Annotated in this window: 22 protein-coding genes; 14 read left to right on the forward strand and 8 right to left on the reverse strand. The window is 71.8% G+C overall.

What is annotated here, in order from left to right:
- Positions 1-2: 2 nt before the first annotated feature.
- Complete coding sequence (locus ACH9EU_RS04240; RefSeq protein ID WP_396412694.1) at positions 3-1,097, reverse strand: endonuclease/exonuclease/phosphatase family protein; 1,095 nt, start codon at positions 1,095-1,097, stop codon at positions 3-5.
- A 349-nt stretch (positions 1,098-1,446) separates the two neighbouring features.
- On the opposite strand from ACH9EU_RS04240, the gene ACH9EU_RS04245 reads away from it, so the two are divergent.
- Positions 1,447-2,091, forward strand: a complete 645-nt coding sequence (locus ACH9EU_RS04245) for an arsenate reductase/protein-tyrosine-phosphatase family protein (protein WP_396412695.1) — start codon at positions 1,447-1,449, stop codon at positions 2,089-2,091.
- A gap of 188 nt (positions 2,092-2,279) precedes the next feature.
- Here the strand turns inward: ACH9EU_RS04245 and ACH9EU_RS04250 are convergent, their stop codons facing one another.
- Positions 2,280-2,417, reverse strand: coding sequence for a hypothetical protein (locus ACH9EU_RS04250; RefSeq protein ID WP_396412696.1), 138 nt, complete (start codon positions 2,415-2,417; stop codon positions 2,280-2,282).
- Here ACH9EU_RS04250 and ACH9EU_RS04255 point away from each other — a divergent pair.
- Entirely contained in the window at positions 2,416-3,627 is a 1,212-nt protein-coding gene (locus ACH9EU_RS04255; RefSeq protein WP_396412697.1) for an MFS transporter, read from the forward strand. The genes ACH9EU_RS04250 and ACH9EU_RS04255 overlap by 2 nt on opposite strands.
- 71 nt (positions 3,628-3,698) lie before the next feature.
- On the opposite strand, the gene ACH9EU_RS04260 is transcribed toward ACH9EU_RS04255, so the two are convergent.
- Complete coding sequence (locus ACH9EU_RS04260; RefSeq protein WP_396412698.1) at positions 3,699-3,902, reverse strand: hypothetical protein; 204 nt, start codon at positions 3,900-3,902, stop codon at positions 3,699-3,701.
- 100 nt (positions 3,903-4,002) lie between these two features.
- On the opposite strand from ACH9EU_RS04260, the gene ACH9EU_RS04265 reads away from it, so the two are divergent.
- Genes ACH9EU_RS04265 through ACH9EU_RS04275 form a run of 3 tightly spaced genes read left to right on the forward strand, consistent with a single transcriptional unit; the run spans position 4,003 to position 4,953 of the window.
- The gene (locus tag ACH9EU_RS04265; RefSeq protein WP_396412699.1) at positions 4,003-4,272 is read left to right on the forward strand and encodes a hypothetical protein; all 270 of its coding nucleotides are present in this window, start codon (positions 4,003-4,005) and stop codon (positions 4,270-4,272) included.
- Positions 4,273-4,324: 52 nt separating this feature from the next.
- Complete coding sequence (locus ACH9EU_RS04270) at positions 4,325-4,753, forward strand: hypothetical protein (RefSeq protein ID WP_396412700.1); 429 nt, start codon at positions 4,325-4,327, stop codon at positions 4,751-4,753.
- Between the two features lie 5 nt (positions 4,754-4,758).
- The gene (locus ACH9EU_RS04275; RefSeq protein ID WP_396412701.1) at positions 4,759-4,953 is read left to right on the forward strand and encodes a hypothetical protein; all 195 of its coding nucleotides are present in this window, start codon (positions 4,759-4,761) and stop codon (positions 4,951-4,953) included.
- A 440-nt stretch (positions 4,954-5,393) separates the two neighbouring features.
- Here ACH9EU_RS04275 and yczE read toward each other — a convergent pair whose 3' ends face one another.
- Positions 5,394-6,056 (reverse strand): membrane protein YczE, encoded by a 663-nt coding sequence (gene yczE, locus ACH9EU_RS04280; protein ID WP_396412702.1) that lies wholly within the window; start codon positions 6,054-6,056, stop codon positions 5,394-5,396.
- Between yczE and ACH9EU_RS04285 the strand changes: the two genes are divergently transcribed.
- The 6 genes from ACH9EU_RS04285 (at position 6,046) to ACH9EU_RS04310 (ending at position 12,770) form a co-directional block, all read left to right on the forward strand.
- Positions 6,046-7,014: a sulfite exporter TauE/SafE family protein gene (locus ACH9EU_RS04285; RefSeq protein ID WP_396412703.1), complete on the forward strand. Its 969-nt coding sequence runs from the start codon at positions 6,046-6,048 to the stop codon at positions 7,012-7,014. The two genes, yczE and ACH9EU_RS04285, sit on opposite strands and share 11 nt — an antisense overlap.
- An 85-nt stretch (positions 7,015-7,099) precedes the next feature.
- Entirely contained in the window at positions 7,100-7,921 is an 822-nt protein-coding gene (locus tag ACH9EU_RS04290; protein ID WP_396412704.1) for an alpha/beta hydrolase, read from the forward strand.
- 278 nt (positions 7,922-8,199) lie between these two features.
- A complete protein-coding gene (locus tag ACH9EU_RS04295) occupies positions 8,200-9,501 on the forward strand; it encodes an Nramp family divalent metal transporter (protein ID WP_396412705.1) in 1,302 nt (433 codons plus the stop codon).
- 117 nt (positions 9,502-9,618) lie between these two features.
- Positions 9,619-10,281 carry a winged helix-turn-helix domain-containing protein gene (locus ACH9EU_RS04300; protein WP_396412706.1) on the forward strand — a complete coding sequence of 221 codons (663 nt, stop codon included), beginning with the start codon at positions 9,619-9,621 and terminating at the stop codon, positions 10,279-10,281.
- 9 nt (positions 10,282-10,290) lie between these two features.
- Positions 10,291-11,835, forward strand: a complete 1,545-nt coding sequence (locus ACH9EU_RS04305) for an ATP-binding protein (protein ID WP_396412707.1) — start codon at positions 10,291-10,293, stop codon at positions 11,833-11,835.
- A complete protein-coding gene (locus ACH9EU_RS04310; protein ID WP_396412708.1) occupies positions 11,832-12,770 on the forward strand; it encodes a TAXI family TRAP transporter solute-binding subunit in 939 nt (312 codons plus the stop codon). The genes ACH9EU_RS04305 and ACH9EU_RS04310 overlap by 4 nt, the downstream gene beginning before the upstream one ends.
- 74 nt (positions 12,771-12,844) lie before the next feature.
- Here the strand turns inward: ACH9EU_RS04310 and ACH9EU_RS04315 are convergent, their stop codons facing one another.
- Complete coding sequence (locus ACH9EU_RS04315) at positions 12,845-13,744, reverse strand: LysR substrate-binding domain-containing protein (RefSeq protein WP_396412709.1); 900 nt, start codon at positions 13,742-13,744, stop codon at positions 12,845-12,847.
- A 104-nt stretch (positions 13,745-13,848) separates the two neighbouring features.
- Here ACH9EU_RS04315 and ACH9EU_RS04320 point away from each other — a divergent pair, with 104 nt between their 5' ends.
- Together ACH9EU_RS04320 and ACH9EU_RS04325 are read left to right on the forward strand one after the other, a co-directional pair.
- Positions 13,849-14,919, forward strand: coding sequence for an MBL fold metallo-hydrolase (locus tag ACH9EU_RS04320; RefSeq protein ID WP_396412710.1), 1,071 nt, complete (start codon positions 13,849-13,851; stop codon positions 14,917-14,919).
- A gap of 19 nt (positions 14,920-14,938) precedes the next feature.
- Complete coding sequence (locus ACH9EU_RS04325) at positions 14,939-16,360, forward strand: MFS transporter (protein WP_396412711.1); 1,422 nt, start codon at positions 14,939-14,941, stop codon at positions 16,358-16,360.
- 71 nt (positions 16,361-16,431) lie between these two features.
- Here the strand turns inward: ACH9EU_RS04325 and ACH9EU_RS04330 are convergent, their stop codons facing one another.
- The 3 genes from ACH9EU_RS04330 to ACH9EU_RS04340 all read right to left on the reverse strand — a co-directional run bounded on the left by ACH9EU_RS04330 (position 16,432) and on the right by ACH9EU_RS04340 (position 17,882).
- Positions 16,432-16,872, reverse strand: a complete 441-nt coding sequence (locus tag ACH9EU_RS04330; protein WP_396412712.1) for a VOC family protein — start codon at positions 16,870-16,872, stop codon at positions 16,432-16,434.
- 92 nt (positions 16,873-16,964) lie between these two features.
- Complete coding sequence (locus tag ACH9EU_RS04335) at positions 16,965-17,504, reverse strand: hypothetical protein (protein ID WP_396412713.1); 540 nt, start codon at positions 17,502-17,504, stop codon at positions 16,965-16,967.
- A gap of 132 nt (positions 17,505-17,636) precedes the next feature.
- Positions 17,637-17,882, reverse strand: coding sequence for a hypothetical protein (locus ACH9EU_RS04340; RefSeq protein WP_396412714.1), 246 nt, complete (start codon positions 17,880-17,882; stop codon positions 17,637-17,639).
- A gap of 594 nt (positions 17,883-18,476) precedes the next feature.
- Between ACH9EU_RS04340 and ACH9EU_RS04345 the strand changes: the two genes are divergently transcribed.
- Positions 18,477-19,847, forward strand: coding sequence for an MFS transporter (locus tag ACH9EU_RS04345; protein WP_396412715.1), 1,371 nt, complete (start codon positions 18,477-18,479; stop codon positions 19,845-19,847).
- The last annotated feature ends 61 nt before the right edge of the window (positions 19,848-19,908 follow it).

Genomic DNA, 19,908 nt, shown 5'->3' on the forward strand with positions numbered 1-19,908 from the left:
CGTCAACGGCCTCCGACGTGGACGTCGACGTAGACGGGACGGTGATCGGAGGCGGGGAACGGGTGCTCGCCGGTCAGCTCCGCCCCGGGCTCCCCGGGCCTCGGCCACCAGACGCCTGCGTGGACGACCCGCAGGTTCCTCGACGGCAGCACGTAGTCGACGCGCAGGTTCCCCGGAGCCGGGTCGTCGTGGAAGTCCGCGGTGTCGTACGCGGGGTCGGAGACGTGCCTCAGGTTGGCCCCTCCCTGCCGAGCGGCGGCCTCGGGCCCGCCGGCGGAGGACGGCAGAGGGTCCTGCACCCGGGGGTGCTCCAGCAGCTGCTGGATGGACCCGGGCCAGGAGTCGCCGTCGTGCGGGTCGGCGTTCTGATCGCCCATGACCACGAACCGGTCACCGGGCTTCAGCCCGCCTCGCCCGCCCTCGTCGTCGTGGACGTACGACGACGCCGCCGGGCCGGACACGTAGTCGGCCCAGAACCGGATCTCGTCGTGGTTGCGTCGCCCGTTGCGGTCCTCGGGCCCGTCGAACGAGGGCGGGGTGGGGTGGGAGGCGAGCACGTGCACGGTCGTGGTGCCGATCCGCACCGGTACGTCCCAGTGCGACTTGCTGGACAGCCGCAGCTGCCCGGCCTGCTCGGGGGTGTAGAAGTCGATGGGCATGAGATTCCCGGGCATGTCCGCCCACCGGAAGTTCCGGAACGTGCGGATGTCCTGGATGTCGATCGGGTACGTGGAGTAGAGGACCATGCCGTACTGGCCCGGGAACAGCCCGAAGCCCCACGCATCGCCGCCGCCACCCACCGTCCCGTCCTGGTCGAGGTCCAGGCCGGAGGGTACGCCGGTGTTCACGGGGGCCGTGTAGACGTACGGGTAGTCCACGGGGTCCTGGCCGTTCTGGGACACCGCGAGGTAGTTGTCGCGGAACAGCTCGGCGGAACGGCCCTCGGCGTCGTGGTCGAACTCGTTGAGCAGCAGGACGTCCGGGTCGGTGCGCTGGACCACCTCGGCCACGGCCCGCGCCTGGGCGTTGTCCGGCGTGGCCAAGTCGGCCTGCAGCTGCCCCTCGCCCGTGCGGTTCAGCGAGGCGTTGTAGGTCATGAATCGCACCGGATTCCGGGCTTCCGTGGTCCGCTCCTCCCAGCTCCCATGGGTGTGGTCCGGCCCCGCCACGGCCGGCGCGCCGGCGACCGTCGGCAACGCTGCTGCCGGGCCCGCCACCACTGATCTGCCGATGACCATCATGCTCCCTCGGCCGTGGCGCAGCGCATCTGTCCACCACCACGCCATGCGGCGGTCACGCGCCGGCCATCCGGATCGGTCAGGATGGCGCTGTCCTCGGTACGTCCACGGCTCCGTCGAGGCGTTGCCGTGACCGAGGCCGCCGATGTCGGCCTGCGCCCCTGCGAGGTGGCTGCGGGTCCGGTGACCACGGCCGTGAGGAGCTGTCATGAATGAACAGACCCATCTCTCCGACCGCCAGGTGTTGCGGCGCACGGCCGAGCCGTTGGCGGCCCGCTACGCCGGGGTGTTCTTCCCGGAACTCGTTCACCGCTACGTGGCGGAGTGCCACGCAACCCTGGCTCGTACTGCCCGGATCCACACCTATCTGGCGCCCATGGCCGTCCACGACGCCGCGACCAGACTGGCCACCCTGGCCGGGGCCAAGGACGGCACCCCGACAACGGTGCCCCAGGTACTGTTCGTCGACGCCCACGACACCGGCCCGGCCCAGCTCGCCGCGGGTCTGCTGACCCACCACGTCGGGACGGCCGCGGTGGCTCGCTCGGCCGGGATCCACCCCGGGACCGTGGTGGACCCGGTCGCGGTGGAGGTGCTGGCCCAGCACGGCGTCGAGCCGGCCGAGGTGGTCCCGAAACCGGTGACCGACGAGGCGGTCCGGGCGGCCGATTGGGTCGTCACTTTCGGCGTCGGCGACGCCTGTCCCGTCGAACCGGAGACCACATATCGGGACTGGCCGCTGGAGGACCCCCTCGACGAAGCCCGGGGGCCGGGCCTCGTGGCCGAGCTCGAGGAGATGGTCCACGCCCTGTGGAGCGAGATCTCCGCCTCGTGCGCGCACCGCACCAGCTGAAGGAGTAGCCGAGGAGGAGCGGCGTGCCGACGGTCGCCGCAGTGCGGTCGTCGCGGATACCGGGGCCGTGGAGAGGCGCGGCGGCCGGGTGATCGTGCGTTCCGGGCACCGGAACCCGACGCTGTATGTTGGACTCTTCGACCGAGGCAGACCACAGCAAGCGTCACGATCGGGGCATCATGGATCGGTCAGGCCAGACGGCCCACGGGGCCGCGGCTCTCCTCTCCTCCGGCGTGCAGGGTCCGCACCCGTTCGACGTCGACCCGGCCCGCCCCCGAACGCGGCAGCACGTCCCGGGACCGCCGCACGCCCAGCAGGGCTGACATGCGCCCGAACCCCGTCCCGCCCCGGGCCCTGCCGTGGGTCGTCGTCGGCATCGTCCTGATGGCCCTGAGCCTTCGCGGGCCGATCATCGCCCCGACACCGGTCATGATCGAGATCCAGGCCGATCTCGGGCTCTCCGCGGCGGTCGCGGGACTGGTCACCGGCCTGCCGGTGCTGCTCTTCGCCCTGACGACACCGCTGGCCTCCCGGCTGATCGGCCGCGCGGGCCCCGAGGTCGCGGTCCTGGTGTGCCTGGCCGGCATCCTGGCCGGCACCGCGATCCGCTCGGCCGGACCCGCCCCGGTGGTCATGGCCGGCACCGTGGTCATCGGTGCCGCCATCGCGGTCGGCAACATCGTCGTCCCGGTGATCATCCGCCGCGACGTCCCCTGGCGCCGGATTTTCGTGGTCACCGCCGCCTACACCGCCGCCCTCAACCTCGGATCGATGATCACCTCCCTGGGCACCGCTCCCCTGGCCGCCGTGCTCGGGTGGCGCTGGGCCCTGGCCGCCTGGGGCGTCTTCGCCCTAGCGGGCATGCTCTTCTGGGCGGGGGTGGCCCGCCGCCGCAGCGGCACCCCACCCCGCTCCCCCGCGGTGCCGGGCGCTTCCGCCGCCCCGCCGGGAACGAACAGGGGCACGGCGCAGGTGCGGCGCATCGGCCGGCTTCTCACGCTCGCCTTCTGCGGGCAGGCGTTCTCCTACTTCACCGTCACCGCGTGGCTGCCCACGCTGCTGGCCGACACCCGCGGCCTGAGCCTCGCGGCCTCGGGAGCGAGTGCCTCGCTGTTCCAGGTGGCCGCCATCTCGGGGGCCCTCGGAGTTCCCCTCCTGGCGGCCCGCACTCCGCCGTGGGCGCCGGTGGCGGTCATCGGAGCCCTGTGGGTGACCCTTCCCCTCGGCCTCCTCGTCGCGCCCCAGGGGTACGTCCTCTGGTCGTTCGTCGGAGGCGTCGCCCAGGGAGGAGGGTTCACCGTGATCTTCTCCATCGTCGCCCGCATCGTGCGCTCCGACGCCGAGGCGGCCACCACCTCCGCCCGCATCCAAGCCAGCGGCTACCTGGCCGCGACCGTCGGCCCGCCCCTGCTCGGGGCCCTGAGCTCCGCGACCGGGACCTGGACCGTCCCGCTCCTGGTCGTCCTCGGCGCGACCCTGATGTTCCTGATCGGTGGCCTCCTGGCGGTGCGGGAGACCGAGCGTCGTCGTCCCTGACGGCGGTGCCCACGAGGTCGGCCACGGGGGTCTCCTTCCCATCGGCGGACGCCGGCGAGGTTGAACGGGCGTCAGTCTCCGGCCGTGCCCTCGCCCGGCCCTCGGTCGTCGTCCCCGGGGCCGGGTTGGTCCCCGTGCTGCTGGCGGCGGGTGCGGACGATGATCGTGACGACCGCGCCGACGACCGCCAGGGTCACGAGCACGAACAGGACGACACTGGTGGCCGAGCCGGGCTCGACGAGGCTGGAGGCGGTGAGGACGGATGCGGTCATCATGGTCGGGAACCTATCAGCGCGGACGGCGTTGTGGCCTGACTGGGCGCCGATTCGAGCCGTGGTGCGCCATGCCGGGCCCGGGACGCGGTCAGCCGTAGTCGTGGACGCGCTGCACCAGTTCGTGGCGGCGTCGGTGATCGTCCGCGGAAAGGCGTGGGGCATCGAGTGCGGCGGCACTGTCGGACGCAGGGTGTCGGTCATGGAGTCCATGAGTGCGGCACCACCTCATGCCCGCGTCGTGGCCGGCCCCCTGGGTCAGGTGTCCCGCCTGCTGAACTGTCGCCTGCTCCCGGTCGCACTGCGCTCCTTCGAGGAAGCGTCCATGGTGGAGGGGCCGGCCGTGGAGATCTCTTGCGCCGAGACGCCCTGACAGCGGTGACAGCGGCGACGGCACCGCCGCCGGCCCTGGCAGACTCGTCACCATGAGCGACGCACAGCTGCCGATGTGGCTTGAGGTGCTCCGGGCCCTGGGCACCGGTCTCGGCCCCGTGCTGCTGTTCGTCTCTGCGGTCATCGCGGCGGTCATCGCCTGGAAGACGTACAAGCAGCGCGAGGAAGCCGACAGGCAGCACAAGGAGGCTGACGAGCGAGCCGAGTGGTGGCGCCGCACCCAGTGGGCCATCGACCACGCCTCCGCGGAGGACGAGGAGAAAGCGATCATCGGGGTGGAGGCCCTCACCCTGCTGAGCAAGTCCCCACTGGCCGCGGACGAGGACCGGGTGATGCTGGAGACCTTGTTCGAGGAGATCATCGCGGCGCGCACGGCCCGCCCGTACAATGAGAAGAGCGCGCCGGACGCGCCGAGACAGTGCCCCAGGTGGAGATTCCCCCGGGCCCGCAGAGGGGAGTGAACCCCATGACGCAGATTGCGCCCCAGCGACGGGAGAGCCTCGCAGAGGCCGCCGACAAGCTGATGACCGAGAACGCCGACGGCACCTACAGCATCCGGATCCCGTACGAGGACGACCGCATCGTCACGGTCCAGGACAAGGGCAACGCCCGGGTCATCGCACGGGCCGCCGCAGCCCGCATGAGGGTCGCCGAGCTCTAGGACGGGCGACCAGCGACGTCCCGCCCGACAGTGTCGGGCGGGACGTTTCCGTTTCGCCCGTCCGAGTCGGTGACGATGTCCACGAGGCCTGTTTCCGCACCTCTGTCGCGGGGTCGAACAGACCAAGCCTCCACGCGACCAGCAGCATCAGCAGCAGCAGGAATGCGCCGGCGCCGTGGACGAGCGAGGAGATCTTCTCAACGGCCGGCTCGCCGAACCGGAACGTTTCCTTCACTTCGCGGGCAGGTTCCGGGGTCTCTTGTGGGGTATCGGCTTCCTTGCCGGGCTGACCCGCACCGTCCGTGTCGGCGCCAGTGCCTGTTTCCATGACGCTCCTCCGACTCCGCGCCCGTCCGGTGCGGTGGTCATCCGGACATCCGCGGAGCCTGTTGCATGCCGCGTCGACGACGCCCGGCGAGGTTCCCCTGAGGGCAGCGGCGTCAGGCATGGAGCCGAACACTCAGCCTGGGCAGCAGGACCTGGACCAGCGGTCCGATGGCCAGTGCGTAGAGCACGGTACCCAGGCCCACGGATCCTCCGAGAAGCCACCCGACGAGCACCACGGTCGCCTCGATCGAAGTGCGCACGACACGCACGGATCCCCCGGTGCGCCGCACCAGACCGGTCATCAGCCCGTCACGCGGGCCCGGACCGAGGTGCACGCCGATGTAGCCGGCGGTCGCCACCGCGTTGAGGAGCACGCCGGTGACCACGAGCAGCACGCGCAGCGGCATCGCCTCGACCGGCGGCAGCACGGCCAGGGTCGCGTCGAGCACCACCCCGACCACCAGCGCGTTGCTGATGGTGCCGAGTCCGGGCCGCTCGCGCAGCGGGATCCAGAGGAGGAGCAGCAGGAGACTGAGGGCGACGACGACCGTGCCCATGCTCACGCCGAGCTGCCGGGACAGCCCCTGGTGGAGGACGTCCCACGGGATCACGCCGAGCTGCGCCCGCACCAGCAGGCCCATGGAGACCCCGTAGAGCACCAGGCCGGCGTACAACTGCACCAGCCGCCGGGACAGTCTGCGCGACGCCGTCCCGCCCCGGCCCTGCGGGTCGGTCGAGCGGGACAGGGCACCAGGACGAGAGGTCATGCGGACCATCGTCGCACCGGCGAGCGCCGACCCGGACCCCGCCGGGCACGGCGAGTGGGTCCCGGTCCTGCGCGGCGTCCCCCTGGAGGGGACGCGAGCCCGGCTGCACGCCGCCGCGGAGCCGGACACCGCGTCCGCCGTGGAGACCGCCCTCGCGGAGACGGCGGCGATTTTCGGCACGGTGCGCGCGGCCCGAGGTGTCCGCGGCAGTGGCAGAATGCATCCATCCCCGTCCCCCACCGGAAGGTGCCCCGTGACCGGCATGGAGCTCGCCGTCGCCGCGCTCGTGGTAGGCGTGGCGTCCTGCCTCCAGGGAGCGATCGGCTTCGGGATCGGCCTGCTCGCCGCTCCCGTGATCGCCCTGCTGGACCCCACGCTCCTGCCCGGCTCCATCGTGCTGCTGGCCGCCGGGCTCACCGTGCTCGGCGTGCTGCGGGACCGCGCCGCCGTGGACGTGAAGGACGTCGGCTGGGCCGTGTCGGGGCAGGTCCCCGGCACGGTGGCCGGAGCGCTGCTGGTGGCCGCCCTCCCGGCCCGGACGCTGGCCCTCGTCCTGGCGTGCACGGTGCTGCTCGCCGTGCTGCTGAGCGTGTGCGGCTGGCAGCCGAGGCCGCGGCCGGGCGCCGTGGCCGCCGCCGGGGCCGCCTCCGGCCTGCTGGGAACGGCCACGTCGATCGGCGGGCCGCCCATGGCCCTCGTGTGGCACGGCTCCTCGCGCGCCAGGATGCGCGGCACGATGAGCGCCTTCTTCCTGATCGGCGCCCTCATGGCCCTCGTCGCGCTGACCGCGGTCGGGTCGATCGACCGGCGGACCCTGCTCTTCGCGGCGGTCCTCTTCCCCGCCGTGCTCCTCGGCTTCGCGGCCTCCGGTGCGGTCAACGCACGCATCAACCGGCGCGTCGTGAGGCGGGTGGGCCTCGGCGCGTCCACGCTGGGCGCCGTGCTCGTCCTGGTGCAGGCGCTGTGAGGACGACCGCCGGCGACGTGGCGGCTCCGAACGAGGTCGCCGACCACAGGGTGGGACAGCCGCTCCAGCCGCAGGAAGGACGCCCATGACCGCTCGGGCCTCCGGCTCGCGGCCGAGCGCGTCGCGGCGTCTCCGCTACGGCCCGCATCCGGACCAGTGGGGAGACCTGCATCTCCCCGGGGCGGAGCCCCGCCGGGGCGTCGTGGTCGTCGTCCACGGGGGCTACTGGCAGGACCCCTACACGGCCGAGCTCGTCGCTCCGGTGGCGGAGGACCTCGCGCAGCACGGGTTCGCGGTGTGGAACCTGGAGTACCGCCGGGCGGGCCGCACCGGGGCGGGCGGGGCCGGGGGCTGGCCGGCCACGTTCGAGGACATCGGCACCGGCATCGACCACCTCGCGGAGCTGGCCGACGCCCACGCTCTGGACATGGACCGCGTGGCGTTCCTGGGCCACTCCGCCGGCGGGCACCTGGCCGTGTGGGCGGCGGGGCGCCACCGGCTGCCCCCGGACGCCCCGGGAGCCGGGCCCCGGGTGTCGCCGAGAGGCGTGGTCAGCCTGGCCGGGGTCCTGGACCTGGCCGCGGCGGACCGGCTGCGACTGGGCGAGGACGCGGTCCGGAACCTCATGGGCGCGGCTCCCGGCCGGTCCTTCCACCTGGCCGACCCTGTGCGCGCCCTGCCCATCGGCACCGTGGTGCACGCCGTGCACAGCCCGGCCGACGACACCATCCCCTTCGCGCTGTCCGCGGACTACGTGGCGGCGGCGCGGGCGGCGGGGGATCCGGCCGAGCTGCACGTGGTCACCGGCGACCACTTCGCGGTGGCCGATCCGGAGCACCAGGCCTACCGGACCTGCCGGGAGCTGCTGGAGCGCATGCTCCCCGGACGGCCGGTCACGACGCCCTGATACCGGTGTCCGGGCGCCCGGAGGGGTAGCCGGGGAATTTCTTAACATTCCCTTAGGCAATGACTCACGCATTCCCCCGGTAAGGTGATCGGGAGCACAGCGGGCCCCTGCGAGCAGGCGCCGCAGGGGTGAATTCTTCGACGCATTTCATTGACCCTCGCGCGCCCGGAAAGACCTGGATCCTCCCGCGACGAGCGGCGATGCCGCGAATCAATGCCCCCGTGCAGACCGGTGCCGGAATTCACGGCATTCCATTGACCGATTCCTCGAGGAAATACATGAGCGAGAACACAGAAATTGCGTTCGCGGCCCACGAGGCGCGAACGGACGACGACGGCGGGGCCCCCGCCAAGTGGAAGATCGTGGGACCCGGCCTCGTGGTCGCCGCCACGGGCGTCGGCGCCGCCGACATGGTCGCCACGCTGGTGGCCGGCTCCCGGTACGGCTACGGCCTGCTCTGGGCGGTCATCCTCGGGGTGATCCTCAAGATCATCCTGGTCGAGGGCGCCGGGCGCTTCACCCTGGCCACCGGCCGGACCATCTTCGAGGGCTGGCGTTCCCTGGGCCGGTGGACCACCTGGTACTTCGGCCCCTACATCATGCTCTGGGGCTTCGTCTACGGAGCCACGGCGATGTCCTCCGCCGCCCTGCCCCTCGCGGCGGTCCTCCCCTTCCTCCCGCTCTGGGCGTGGGCGATCGTCATGGGCCTGCTGGGCTTCGTCATGGTGTGGTTCGGAAGGTACGCCACCTTCGAGAAGATCACCGCCGCACTGGTCGGCCTGATGTTCGTCACCGTCGTGGGACTGGCGGTCATCGCGACCCCCAACATCCCGGAGATGCTCACGGGCCTCGTGCCGATGATCCCCGAGGACGGCGTGCTCTACACCCTGGCCCTGGCCGGCGGCGTGGGCGGCACCATCACCCTGGCCGCCTACGGCTACTGGCTGCGCGAGAAGGGCTGGTTCACGCCCAAGTGGATGCGCGTCATGCGGATCGACAACTCCATGGCCTACGTCGTCACGGGCGTCTTCGTCATCGCGATGCTCGTCGTGGGCGCCGAGGTGGTCCGCTCCGCCGGCCTGGCGCTCAGCTCCGGGGACGAGGGCCTGCTGGACCTCTACGCCGTGCTGCGCGCCGAGTACGGCGACGTGGTCGGAACCGGCTTCCTGGTGGGCTTCTGGGCCGCGTCGTTCTCCTCGATCATCGGAGTCTGGAACGGCGTCTCCCTCATGTTCGCCGACTTCTGGGGGAACATCCGCGGCAAGGAGTCGGGTCACCCGGACACCCGGGTGGGCGGGAAGTACTTCCGCTTCTACGTGCTGTGGCTGACGTTCCCGCCGATGCTCCTCTTCGCCCTGGGCCAGCCCATCGGCCTGATCCTGGCCTATGGGGTGCTCGGGTCGCTGTTCATGCCCTTCCTCGCCCTCACGCTGCTCGGACTGCTCAACGGCAAGCGGATCCCCAAGCAGTGGGCGAACAAGCTGCACACCAACATCGCCCTGGGCATCACGGCCCTGCTGTTCGCCGTCCTGGGCGGCCAGCAGCTGGTCAAGACGATCGCGCCGTTCCTCGGCGGCTGAGCCGGACGCGGTGGGCCCTGTCGGCCCACCGGCCCGGATCTACACTGGCCGGAACGACCCCCTCAGCGGTGCAGGTCCTCCTGCACCGCTGAGGGCCGGAGAGGAGTCACCGTACAGATGCGCGTAGCGGTCGTCGAGGACGACGAGGGGGTCGCCGACGCCCTGGTAGACGCACTGGAGGCGCACTGGATGACGGCGGTCCACCTGGGACGGGGCCAGGACATCCTGATCCGTCACCTCGAGTTCGACATCGTCCTCCTCGATCTCGGTCTCCCGGACCTGGACGGGATCGAGGTGCTCCGCCGTCTGCGACAGGTGTCGAGGATGCCGATCATCATCCTCACCGCCCGCGAGGACGAGCGCTCCGTGGTCCGCGGGCTGCACAACGGCGCCGACGACTACCTGGTGAAACCGGCCCGGATGAGCGAACTGCTCGCCCGCATCGACACGGTCCGGCGGCGGGCCGCACCGGAGAGCAGCACCCCACGGACCGGTGTCCTGACGTTCGGGGACGTGGTGATCGACGTCGACGCCCGGTCGCTGACCGTGGCGGGGGACCGGGTGCCACTGACCACCAAGGAGTTCGACCTGCTGTCCGTCCTGGTCGAGACCCCCGGCGCCGCGGTGAGCCGGGAGCAGCTCATGGACCGGCTGTGGGGTGACGCCTTCGTGGCCTTCTCCCGCTCCCTGGACGTGCACATGACGGCACTGCGCTCGAAGCTCGCCCGCCCCGGACTGATCGAGACGATCCGTGGCTTCGGGTACCGCTGGACCGGGTGATCCGACGCGATGCGCACGCGATTGCTGGTGGTGCTGGCGGTCCTGGGGGCGATCGTGGTGACCGCGTTCGCGGTGCCGCTGGCCCTGAGCACCGCCGAGGCCCGCACCCGGGAGTTCGTGGCCGGCCGCCAGGCCCACCTGCAACGCTTCGCCGGGCTCGCCGAGGACTACGTCCGCACCGGCGCCGAGGGTCTGGTGCAGGAGGAGATGGACGCTTACCACGAGCTCTACGCCGAGGGCGTGGCCGTGGTCTCCACCCGCGGGACCGGGTCCTTCTCGACGGGCGCGGCCCCGGACGACACCCGCGTGGCCGACGCCGTGAACAGCGTCCTGCGCAACCAGCGCCCGTCCACCCCCGACGTCCTCACCCCGTGGGGTGCCGAGAGCGTGGTGTTCGCCCAGTCCGTGGGCACCGGCACGCAGGTCAACGGCGCCGTGGTGATCGTCGCCTCGACCGAGCAGGCCCGGGCGGACATCGGTGTGCGCTGGTTGCTGATCGGCCTGGGGATGGTGGCGGCCCTGGTCCTGTTCGGGGTCCTGGCCGTGGCCGTGAGCGGCTGGGTCCTCCGGCCCCTGGACCGGCTCAGCCACCGCATCAGGACGCTGGCCGACACCCTTCCCTTCGCCCCTCCCCCGGAGCCGGGCGGCCCGGGGTCGGACGGCCGGGAGGAGACCGGCCCGCCGGAGCTGCGCGCCCTGTCCCGCTCCTTCGGCACCATGGCCTCCGCCGTCGAGCACGCGGTGGAGGCCCAGCGCCGGCTGATCGCGGACACCGCGCACCAGCTGCGCAATCCGCTGGCGGCCCTCCAGCTGCGCCTGGACACCCTCGCTCCCCTGGTGCCGCCCCGGGGCCGGGCGGGGTTCGAGCGCGCCGTGAGTGAGTCGCAGCGCCTCCAGGGTCTCCTCCAGGACCTGCTGGCGCTCTCCTCCGCCGAGTTGCCCCGGGACTCCTCCGGGGCGGGCCGCCGTTGCCTGCCCTCCCTGGTGGCCGCCGACCGGGTGGACTTCTGGTTCGACACGGCACAGCGGGCCGGCGTCACCCTGGTCGCCCCGGAGGTGGACACCGCGTCCTGGGCGGCGGCGAGCGCCGAGGACCTCCAGCAGATCCTCGACGTGCTGCTGGACAACGTCTGCCGGTACGCGGGACGCGGTGCCACGGCCACCGTCCGGATCCACCGCCACGACGACCCGTCCTTCCCCACCCCGGGGATCACCGTCGAGGTGGCCGACGACGGCGCCGGAGTGGCCGCCGAGGACCTGGACCGGCTCACCGAGCGGTTCTTCCGCGGCACCGCGCGGACCGCCGAGCAGGGTCCGGCGCCCTCGGGCACCGGACTCGGGCTGGCCATCGTCGACGCCCTGGTCACGGCCAACAGCGGCCGGCTGGCCCTGGTGGGAACACCCGGCGGTGGCCTCACCGTCAGGGTCGCCCTTCCGCGGGCCGCCGGCCACGCCGACGACGGCGCCGAAGAGGGTGCCGAGGACGCCGTCGGGGGTTCCGGCGGCCCGCCCGCCGGCACGGCCGAGCCCGGCACGCGGGTCGAGCGATCATGAACCGGGCCGCTCCACTGACGCGCCGCCACCTGCTGGGCCTCCTCGCGGCGGCCGGGGTGGGTCTGAGCGGCTGCTCCGCGCCACGGCCCGCGCACGTTCTCGGCGCCAGCGAGGAGCGCGGCTTCTACTACGAGTTCGCCCACCTGTTGAGCCGGGCCGTGGAACGCTCCGGAGCGGCGTTCTCGATCACCCCGAGGACCACGGACGGCTCCCTGGACAACATGGAGCTGCTGGGCGAGGGCGCCGTGGACCTCGCCCTCGTCCTCGCCGACGTCGCCCTCGAGTCGGAGCTGGACCTGCGCGCCATGGGGCGGATGTACCTCAGCTACGTGCAGCTGGCCGTGCCCGGGGACTCCGAGGTCCGGACGATCTCCGACCTGCGCGGGCGGACCGTCATGCTGGGGCGGGAGGGGTCCGGGACCTCCCACGTCGGCCACCGTGTCCTGCGCGCCGGCGGCATGGACCTCGACGACGTCGAACTCGTCGACATTCCCCTGACGCGGCTGCGGCGCGCCCTGGACGAGGGCGCCGTGGACGCCGCCCTGTTCGCGGGAGGCGTCCCGAACCCGCAGATGGAGGCCGGAGCGGCCCCGGGGACCGGGAGCGGGATCCGGCTGGTCGACCTGTCACGGGAGCTCGGCGTCCTGCAGGAGCGGTACGGGAAGGTCTACCAGGCCGCGGCCGTTCCCCGGGGGATCTACGGGGCCACGCGGGAGGTCCCGTCCATCGGCGTCGCCACCCTGCTCGTGTCCCGGTCCGGGCTGCCGGAGGAGGTGGCCCGGGGCGTGGTCGAGGTCCTGGTCCGGCGCTCCGCGGAGCTCGTCCCCTCCGGGACGGTCGGCGTGCAGTACCTGGACCCGCGGTCCCTGATCTACACGTTCGGCATTCCCCTGCATCCGGGCGCCGCGGCCGCCTACCGCGACCTGCACGGATAGCCGGTCCCCGCAGCCGCGGACGGGCCGCCTGCCTCCTCGCGGACCGGGGCGGGCAGCCCGGCCGGGACCGGGACTCAGTCCTCCGGTCCCCAGTGGGCCCGGAGGGCCGTCAGCGCCTCCTCCACCAGCGTGCTGGGGGCGACGCCGGCCGGCAGCACCGCCATCACCGAGTTCGTCGGGATGTCCCCGGCCAGCGGCCGGAACACCAGGGGCCGCCCCTCGGGGCTGGTGGCGACCGGCTGCATCAGCAGGGAGTAGGCCAGGTTCCGGCCCACGACGCTCTGGATGGCCTGCACGCTCGCCGAGTGCCACCGCACGTCCGGCTCCACGCCGGCACGGGCGAACTCGGCAAGGTTGCGCTGCAACGCCGGCTCCTCGTCCACGAGTATGGCGGGATACGGCGCCAGGTCGGCCAGACTGACAGCCTCCTGCGCCGCGAGTGGGTGCTCCGGGCTGAGCGCGACCTGCCGCTTCATCTCCCGCAGCACCTCGGCCGCGCAGTCGGAGAGCACCTGGGCCTCGTACACCGCACACAGCTGCAGACGACCGGCCAGCATGGCCTCCTGGACCTCCGGCCCCGTGCCCTCCACGAAGTCCAGCTCCACCTGGGGATGGCGGGAGGTGAACCAGTCGACCAGCGGCGGGACGACGTGCATGGCCAGGGTGCTGAACACCCCGATGACCAACCGCCCGGACAGCTGGCCGTGCACCCGGTCGACCGCGAAGGCGAGGTCCGCCACCTGGTCGGCCACCTGACGGGCGCGGGTCGCGACCACCTGGCCCTCCGCGGTGAGCGCGACTCCCTTGCCGCGCCGCCGGATGGCCAGGGTCGCACCGACGGAATCCTCCAGCTGGACGAGCGCGAGGCTCACCGCCGCCTGGGAGACGTGGCAGCGCCGGGCCGCCTCCGTCACGGACAGCGTCTCCGCGACCGCGGCGAAGTACTCCAACTGCCGCAGCGTGACCTCACTCATAAGCCCTCCTTATTCGTCTCAGCAGTTATTTTAGTTCGACAAATGTGATGGGCGCCACGATTCTCGAAGACAGGAGAAAAACCCCGACCGGAAGGCACGGCACCATGCGAACGAGCCAGCACCTCCCTCACGTCATCACCCTCGGCACCGCCGGCGGTCCTCGCTGGTGGACGGACCACCACGGCGCCCCGCGCGCCGGCATCGCCACGGCCGTCGTCGTCGACGGCACCTGGTACCTCGTGGACTGCGGCCAGGGCGCCGGCCGCCAGGCCGCCGCGGCCGGGCTCCGGATGGCCGACCTGGGCGGCGTGTTCATCACGCACATGCACTCCGACCACACGGTCGACCTGCCCTCGCTGCTGCTCTTCGGGGCCTTCGAGCTGAAGAACCACCGCCGCGGGCCGATCCCCGTCGTCGGACCCGGCGACAGGGGCCGGCTTCCACCGCTCTCACCCAGGGCCACCTCGATCCCGGCGCCGGTCGCGCCGCACCGGCCGACGCCGGGCGTCGCCGGTCTGGTCGAGGGCCTGCTCACCGCCTACGCCACCGACTGCAACGACCGGATCTTCGACTCCCTCGCCAGGAGCCCGGCCGAGCAGTTCGCGGCGCGGGAGATCGAGTTGCCGGCGGGCACGGGCTTCGATCCGGACACCGTCGTGGCCCCGGACATGGAGCCGTTCGAGGTGTTCCGGGACGAGCTCGTCACCGTCACCGCGATCCTCGTCTCCCACCACCCGACGGCGCCCGCCTACGCGTTCCGCTTCGACACCGAGGCGGGCTCCGTGACGATCTCGGGCGACACGGCTCCGTGTGACAACACGGTGCGCCTGGCCCGCGGCACGGACCTCCTGCTGCACGAGGCGATCAACCTGGACGTCCTGGCCCGCCAGTACACGGACGAGCAGATGCTGCAGGCCACCATGGACCACCACCGCAGGGCCCACACGACCCCGGCCGAGGCGGGCACGATCGCCGCCCGGGCCGGGGCGCGCCACCTCGCGCTGCACCACCTGGTGCCGAGCTGGTCACCGCCGGAGGCGTGGGCCGAGGCCCGCACCACCTTCGAAGGGCCGCTGAGCGTTCCGGACGATCTGGAGAACATCCCGTTCGGCCGGGCCCCGGACACCGCTTCCCTGAACGCCCCTGGCGTCACCGCAGCCGCCACCGCACACTAGAGACCCTGAGGACAACACCATGACCGCACACACCCACTCGCCCGCCGCACCGGGAGGCAGCTACCACGCCTCCCCGCGCGAGATGCGCCGGATCCTGTTCTCCAGCTTCCTCGGCACCGCCGTGGAGTACTACGACTTCATCCTCTACGCCACCGCCGCCGGCCTCGTCTTCAACCAGGTGTTCTTCGCGGGCATGGACCCGCACCTGGCGGTCTTCGTCTCCTTCGGCACCCTCGCCGTCGGCTACATCGCCCGGCCCCTGGGTGGGTTCGTCTTCGGCCACCTCGGCGACAAGATCGGCCGCAAGGCGATCCTGGTCGGCACCGTACTCATGATGGGCATCGCCTCCACCCTGATCGGCCTGCTGCCCACGTCCGAGCAGATCGGCGTGTGGGCACCCATCCTGCTGGTGACCCTGCGCCTGTTCCAGGGCATCGCCGTGGGCGGCGAGTGGGGCGGGGCCATGCTGCTGGCCTTCGAGAACTCGAAGAAGGAGTCCCGCGGATTCGCCTCCGCCTTCGCCTACATGGGCGCTCCGGCGGGCACCATCCTGGGCACCCTGATTCTCTCGGCCATGTTCACCCTGCCGCAGGAGGCGTTCCTCGCCTGGGGCTGGCGCGTGCCGTTCGTGTTCTCCGCCGTCCTGATGGGGGTGGCCATCTTCATCCGCATGAAGGTCTCCGAGTCCCGGGTCTTCCAGGAGCTCTCCGCCAAGGCCGAGACCACGAAGCGCCGCGTCCCGGCCGCCGAGCTGTTCCGCGAGCACCCCAGGTCCCTGCTCATCGCCGTCGGCGCCGGGCTGTCCGGGCAGATGGCCCAGGGCCTGATGGGCGCGTGGGCGATCTCCTACGCCGTCCAGCACGCCGTGCTGGCCCCGTCCGAGGTGCTGAACATGAAGGCCCTGGCCGGTGTGTGCACCATCATCATGGTCATCATCGCCTCCAGGCTCTCCGACCGGCTGGGCCGGCGCCGGGTCATGATCTGGGGCAACATTGCGGCCATGATCCTGGCCTTCCCGGTCATGGCCCTGCTGGACATGGGCTCCACCGTGGCGTTCATGCTGGCGATCTTCCTCGGCCTGTCCGTGGTCCAGGGCTTCACCTCCGGGCCCTACGGGGCCTTCGCCGGCGAACTGTTCCCCACCTCCGTGCGCAACTCCGGCGCCTCGATCGGCTACCAGCTGGCCTCCACCCTGGGCGCCGGCTTCACCCCGATGATCGCCACCGCGCTGGTCATCGCCGGCGGCGGATCACTGTGGCTGGTCGCCGGTCTGTGGATCGCCTTCTCCGCCATGAGTCTGGTCGCCCTGCTGGCGTCCAAGGACCGCTCCGGCCAGGACATCCAGCAGCTCGACGGCCCGGCGACCCGCTCCACCCCCGAGGACGACCTTCCGGCGCCGCTGGTCGAGGCGCCCGAGGAGGCCCCGGCCGGGCGGGCGTAGGCCCCGACCGGCACAGTCCCCGCACCGGGACGACGGCGGTGCGCTCCCCGCGGAGCGCGCCGCCGTCGTCGTCAGCCGATCTGCTGGGCCAGGGCGACGACGATGCCCGCGGGCCCGCGCAGGTAGCAGAGCCGGTAGGTGTTCTCGTACTGCGCCACCTCGCCGAGCAGCTCGGCGCCGTGGGCGCGCAGGCGGGCGATGGTGTCGTCGATGTCATCCACGGCGAACATGACGCGGTGCAGGCCCAGCGTGTTGGGCGGCGGATCCTGCGGCTGGGCGCCCACCGCCGCAGGAGTGACGTACCTGGTCAGTTCCAGCCTGCCGTGGCCGTCGGGGGTCCGCATCATCGCGATCTCACTGCGGACGCCGTCGAGCCCGACGGCGCGGTCGGCGAACTGGCCCTCGATCTGCGCCCTGCCCTCCACCTCCAGGCCGAGCTCGGTGAAGAAGGCGACGGCGGCGTCCAGGTCCTCGACGACGACGGCGACGTTGTCCATCCGCTGAACGGTCATGCTCCCCGAAGCTAGACCCTCCTCGACCGGCTGTCACGCACGGTGGGGAAGGGATGCTTCATGACGACCTCCCGTCGCGACCGGAGCGGGTCTCAGTCGAGTTCGACGACGGTGACCGGCAGGGGCAGCTCCTCCGCGTCGAAGGGGGTCTGCGCGGAGAACGCCTCGCCCCGCTCGTCCCGGGCGAAGCACACCGCGACCACCTCCTCCGAGGTGTCGCCCCTCATCAGCGTCCAGTGCTGGCCGTTCGCGTCGATGGCGTGGGCCTGGTGGTCCAGGTCCACGCCCCCGTCCGCGTCGAAGAAACGGCCGCGGTAGGCCGCCAGCTCCTCGGGGGTGTGCAGGACGCCGGCGGAGACCACCGACTCCTCGTTGCCCGTCACGGCCGGTGCGACGGGGTAGGCCACGCGGAACGGCGGCTCGAGCACGTCGAGCAGCTTCTTCGCGGGCGTGGCGTCGTCGCCGCGCAGCCAGAACCGCCCCGCGCCGTCGAGGAAGCCCTCGTACTCCTCGTCGTTGGGGTAGAAGCAGACGAAACCGGAACCCGGGATGCGCTCGGCCAGCTCCTGGAGGTCCTCGGCGCGGTCCACGGCGAGGAAGCGCATGAGGGGTTCCAGCGGTTCGGGTTCCACGGTCGGTGTCTCCTTGAGGGGCGGGGGACGACGACGAGGTGGCCGGTCCCGGACGCCCTAGGCTACGCCGCCGCGGACCCGGCCGTCCCCCGGCCACGCCACACCGGGGCGAGCCGAGCAGCCCGTCGGGATCTACTCCGGGTTGTCCATGCGCACCGGGCTGTCCTCCTCCGGCTCCGTCTCGGGAGCCTCCTCCTCATCGGTGTCGGACTTCTCGCGTGCCTGGTCGATCAAGCGGTGCTCGACGGCCTGCTGGAACTGCTCAGCGGCTTCGGGATTGGCCAGCCCGTCGGAGGCGTCACCGGCAGCGGCCGATGGTTCCACCGTGTTCTCGTCGGCAGCCTTGGAGGGGTGGTGGTCGTCTGGTGTGGAGCTCATCGGTTCCTTTTCTTCTCGGGTGGCGGGTCAACGCCTTCTCGCACCTGTCCCACGCGGGATGTCGGGCGTCCGAGGGCTGCGTTCTCCTCGTGCTGGGAGCACTGCGGCCGGGTGGTGCGGCCACCGGGTGACCGAGTCGGATCGTCGGTCCCCCGCAGGAGGACCGTGGGTCCTCCCGCAGGACGCTCACCGTGGATGGCGCCTGATGTCGTTGCCATTGCGGCCTGACCTGTGGTGACAGGAGCCGTGACTTCACTATAACGAGCTTGACCCGCCCCGGGAGCGGCATCGCCCGGCACGACTGCGGCGATACCGGCGACAGGCTGCTCATCCGCACCGGCCGGGACCAGTCCGGCGGAGACCGCCGGGCCCTCCCGAACGCCGACGCGACCGGAGCCCGCACCCCCGGACGCCTTCCGGGCTCTGCGCGCCCGCGCGTCGGACGGCTCCGGAAAGTGCCCCTCAATCGCCCATTGCGCTCTTGTGACGAACGTAATGTATAGAGCATACTGTGACTCGCGGCACACTACTTCTGCACACTCCATCCGAACCTCCGGCCCGTCGGCACGCGAGCGAAGCAAGGACAAGGTGACCATGGCAATTCCGACCTCCACCCACTGGCCCGTTCCACAGAAGACCACGAACACGGTGCTGTTCGCCTGCTGGCTGGTGATCCTCGCCGAGGGCTACGACGTCGGCGTCCTGGGCGCCGTCCTGCCGGCGCTGGCCGAGTACCAGCCGTGGGGCCTCACTCCGCTGGAGCTCGGCGGTCTCGGGTCCTACGCCCTGATCGGAATGCTCATCGGCGCGATGACCATCGGCACGCTCTCGGACCGCATCGGCCGGAAGAAGATGATGCTGGTCTCGGTGGCCCTCTTCACCACCATGCAGCTGGGCGCCGCGCTGGCCCCCACACCGGAACTGTTCGGCCTGTTCCGGCTGCTCGGCGGCCTGGGCATGGGCGGGGTCCTCCCCGTGGCCGCAGCCCTGACCATCGAGTACTCCGCCCCGAAACGCCGGTCCTTCAACTACGGCGTCATGTTCTCCGGCTACTCCTTCGGCATTCTCGTGGCTGCCCTGGTCGCGATCGCCATCCTGCCCACCCTGGGCTGGCGCTGGGTGATCGGCGTCGGCGCCCTGCCGCTGCTGCTGCTGCCGCTGCTGGCGTGGATCGTCCCGGAATCCATCGAGTACCTCATGAGCAAGGGGCGCAAGGCCGAGGCCGGGCAGCTGGCCCACAGGCTGCGCGTGGCACCCTTCGTGGAGAAGGACTGGACCCCGACCCACGCCACCGGCGCCGACATCCAGTCGGTGAGCTGGAAGCAGTCCCTGGCGGCCATGTTCTCCGGCGGCTACCTGCGCGCCACGGTCTTCTTCTGGATCTCCCTGTTCTGCGGCATGGTCCTGGTCTACGGCCTCAACACCTGGTTGCCCTCGATCATGCGCTCGGCCGGCTACGACCTCGGCTCCTCGCTGACGTTCCTGGCCGTCTTCAGCCTCGCCTCGGCCTTCGGCGGCATGGTGCTGGGCCGGGCGGCCGACGCGTACGGCAAGAAGCTGATCCTGGTGACCTTCTACCTGCTCGGCGGGATGGGCATCCTGCTGCTGATGTTCCCCAACAACATCGTGATCAACTACGTGTTCGTGGCCCTGGCCGGCATCGGCTCGATCTCCACCTCCCTGGTGCTCACCGGCTGGGTGGCCGACTACTACCCCTCCTACGCCCGCGCCACCGCCACCGGCTGGGCCCTGTCCTTCGCCCGCATCGGCGCGATCTCGGGCCCGCTCATCGGCGGCTGGATCGGCTCGATGGCCCTGCCCTTCCAGTGGAACTTCATCGTCTTCGCCCTCGTCGCAGTGGTGGCCGCGATCGCCGTCGCCCTCATCCCGCGCTTCCCGACGGTCCGACGCAAGCCGTCGGTTCCCGTCGAAGGCCAAGCGACGGTTTCTTCCACGTCCGTCTGATCTCAGTCCCCGATCGCCGTGGCCGGGCCCCCCCCGGCCACGGCTCGTCCCGAAGGAGAAG

The sequence above is a fragment of the Kocuria rhizosphaerae genome (assembly GCF_044462265.1).
GTDB lineage: Bacteria > Actinomycetota > Actinomycetes > Actinomycetales > Micrococcaceae > Kocuria > Kocuria rhizosphaerae.

Bases quoted from the DNA above. Each gene is read 5' to 3' on its own strand.
- ACH9EU_RS04310 (WP_396412708.1), top strand. From the start codon at position 11,832: ATGAACCGGGCCGCTCCACTGACGCGCCGCCACCTGCTGGGCCTCCTC.
- yczE (WP_396412702.1), bottom strand. From the start codon at position 6,056: ATGGTCCGCATGACCTCTCGTCCTGGTGCCCTGTCCCGCTCGACCGAC.
- ACH9EU_RS04320 (WP_396412710.1), top strand. From the start codon at position 13,849: ATGCGAACGAGCCAGCACCTCCCTCACGTCATCACCCTCGGCACCGCC.
- ACH9EU_RS04250 (WP_396412696.1), bottom strand. From the start codon at position 2,417: ATGTCAGCCCTGCTGGGCGTGCGGCGGTCCCGGGACGTGCTGCCGCGT.
- ACH9EU_RS04295 (WP_396412705.1), top strand. From the start codon at position 8,200: ATGAGCGAGAACACAGAAATTGCGTTCGCGGCCCACGAGGCGCGAACG.
- ACH9EU_RS04260 (WP_396412698.1), bottom strand. From the start codon at position 3,902: ATGATGACCGCATCCGTCCTCACCGCCTCCAGCCTCGTCGAGCCCGGC.
- ACH9EU_RS04315 (WP_396412709.1), bottom strand. From the start codon at position 13,744: ATGAGTGAGGTCACGCTGCGGCAGTTGGAGTACTTCGCCGCGGTCGCG.
- ACH9EU_RS04290 (WP_396412704.1), top strand. From the start codon at position 7,100: ATGACCGCTCGGGCCTCCGGCTCGCGGCCGAGCGCGTCGCGGCGTCTC.
- ACH9EU_RS04255 (WP_396412697.1), top strand. From the start codon at position 2,416: ATGCGCCCGAACCCCGTCCCGCCCCGGGCCCTGCCGTGGGTCGTCGTC.
- ACH9EU_RS04345 (WP_396412715.1), top strand. From the start codon at position 18,477: ATGGCAATTCCGACCTCCACCCACTGGCCCGTTCCACAGAAGACCACG.
- ACH9EU_RS04275 (WP_396412701.1), top strand. From the start codon at position 4,759: ATGACGCAGATTGCGCCCCAGCGACGGGAGAGCCTCGCAGAGGCCGCC.
- ACH9EU_RS04325 (WP_396412711.1), top strand. From the start codon at position 14,939: ATGACCGCACACACCCACTCGCCCGCCGCACCGGGAGGCAGCTACCAC.
- ACH9EU_RS04340 (WP_396412714.1), bottom strand. From the start codon at position 17,882: ATGAGCTCCACACCAGACGACCACCACCCCTCCAAGGCTGCCGACGAG.
- ACH9EU_RS04300 (WP_396412706.1), top strand. From the start codon at position 9,619: ATGCGCGTAGCGGTCGTCGAGGACGACGAGGGGGTCGCCGACGCCCTG.
- ACH9EU_RS04240 (WP_396412694.1), bottom strand. From the start codon at position 1,097: ATGACCTACAACGCCTCGCTGAACCGCACGGGCGAGGGGCAGCTGCAG.
- ACH9EU_RS04245 (WP_396412695.1), top strand. From the start codon at position 1,447: ATGAATGAACAGACCCATCTCTCCGACCGCCAGGTGTTGCGGCGCACG.
- ACH9EU_RS04305 (WP_396412707.1), top strand. From the start codon at position 10,291: ATGCGCACGCGATTGCTGGTGGTGCTGGCGGTCCTGGGGGCGATCGTG.
- ACH9EU_RS04270 (WP_396412700.1), top strand. From the start codon at position 4,325: ATGAGCGACGCACAGCTGCCGATGTGGCTTGAGGTGCTCCGGGCCCTG.
- ACH9EU_RS04330 (WP_396412712.1), bottom strand. From the start codon at position 16,872: ATGACCGTTCAGCGGATGGACAACGTCGCCGTCGTCGTCGAGGACCTG.
- ACH9EU_RS04285 (WP_396412703.1), top strand. From the start codon at position 6,046: ATGCGGACCATCGTCGCACCGGCGAGCGCCGACCCGGACCCCGCCGGG.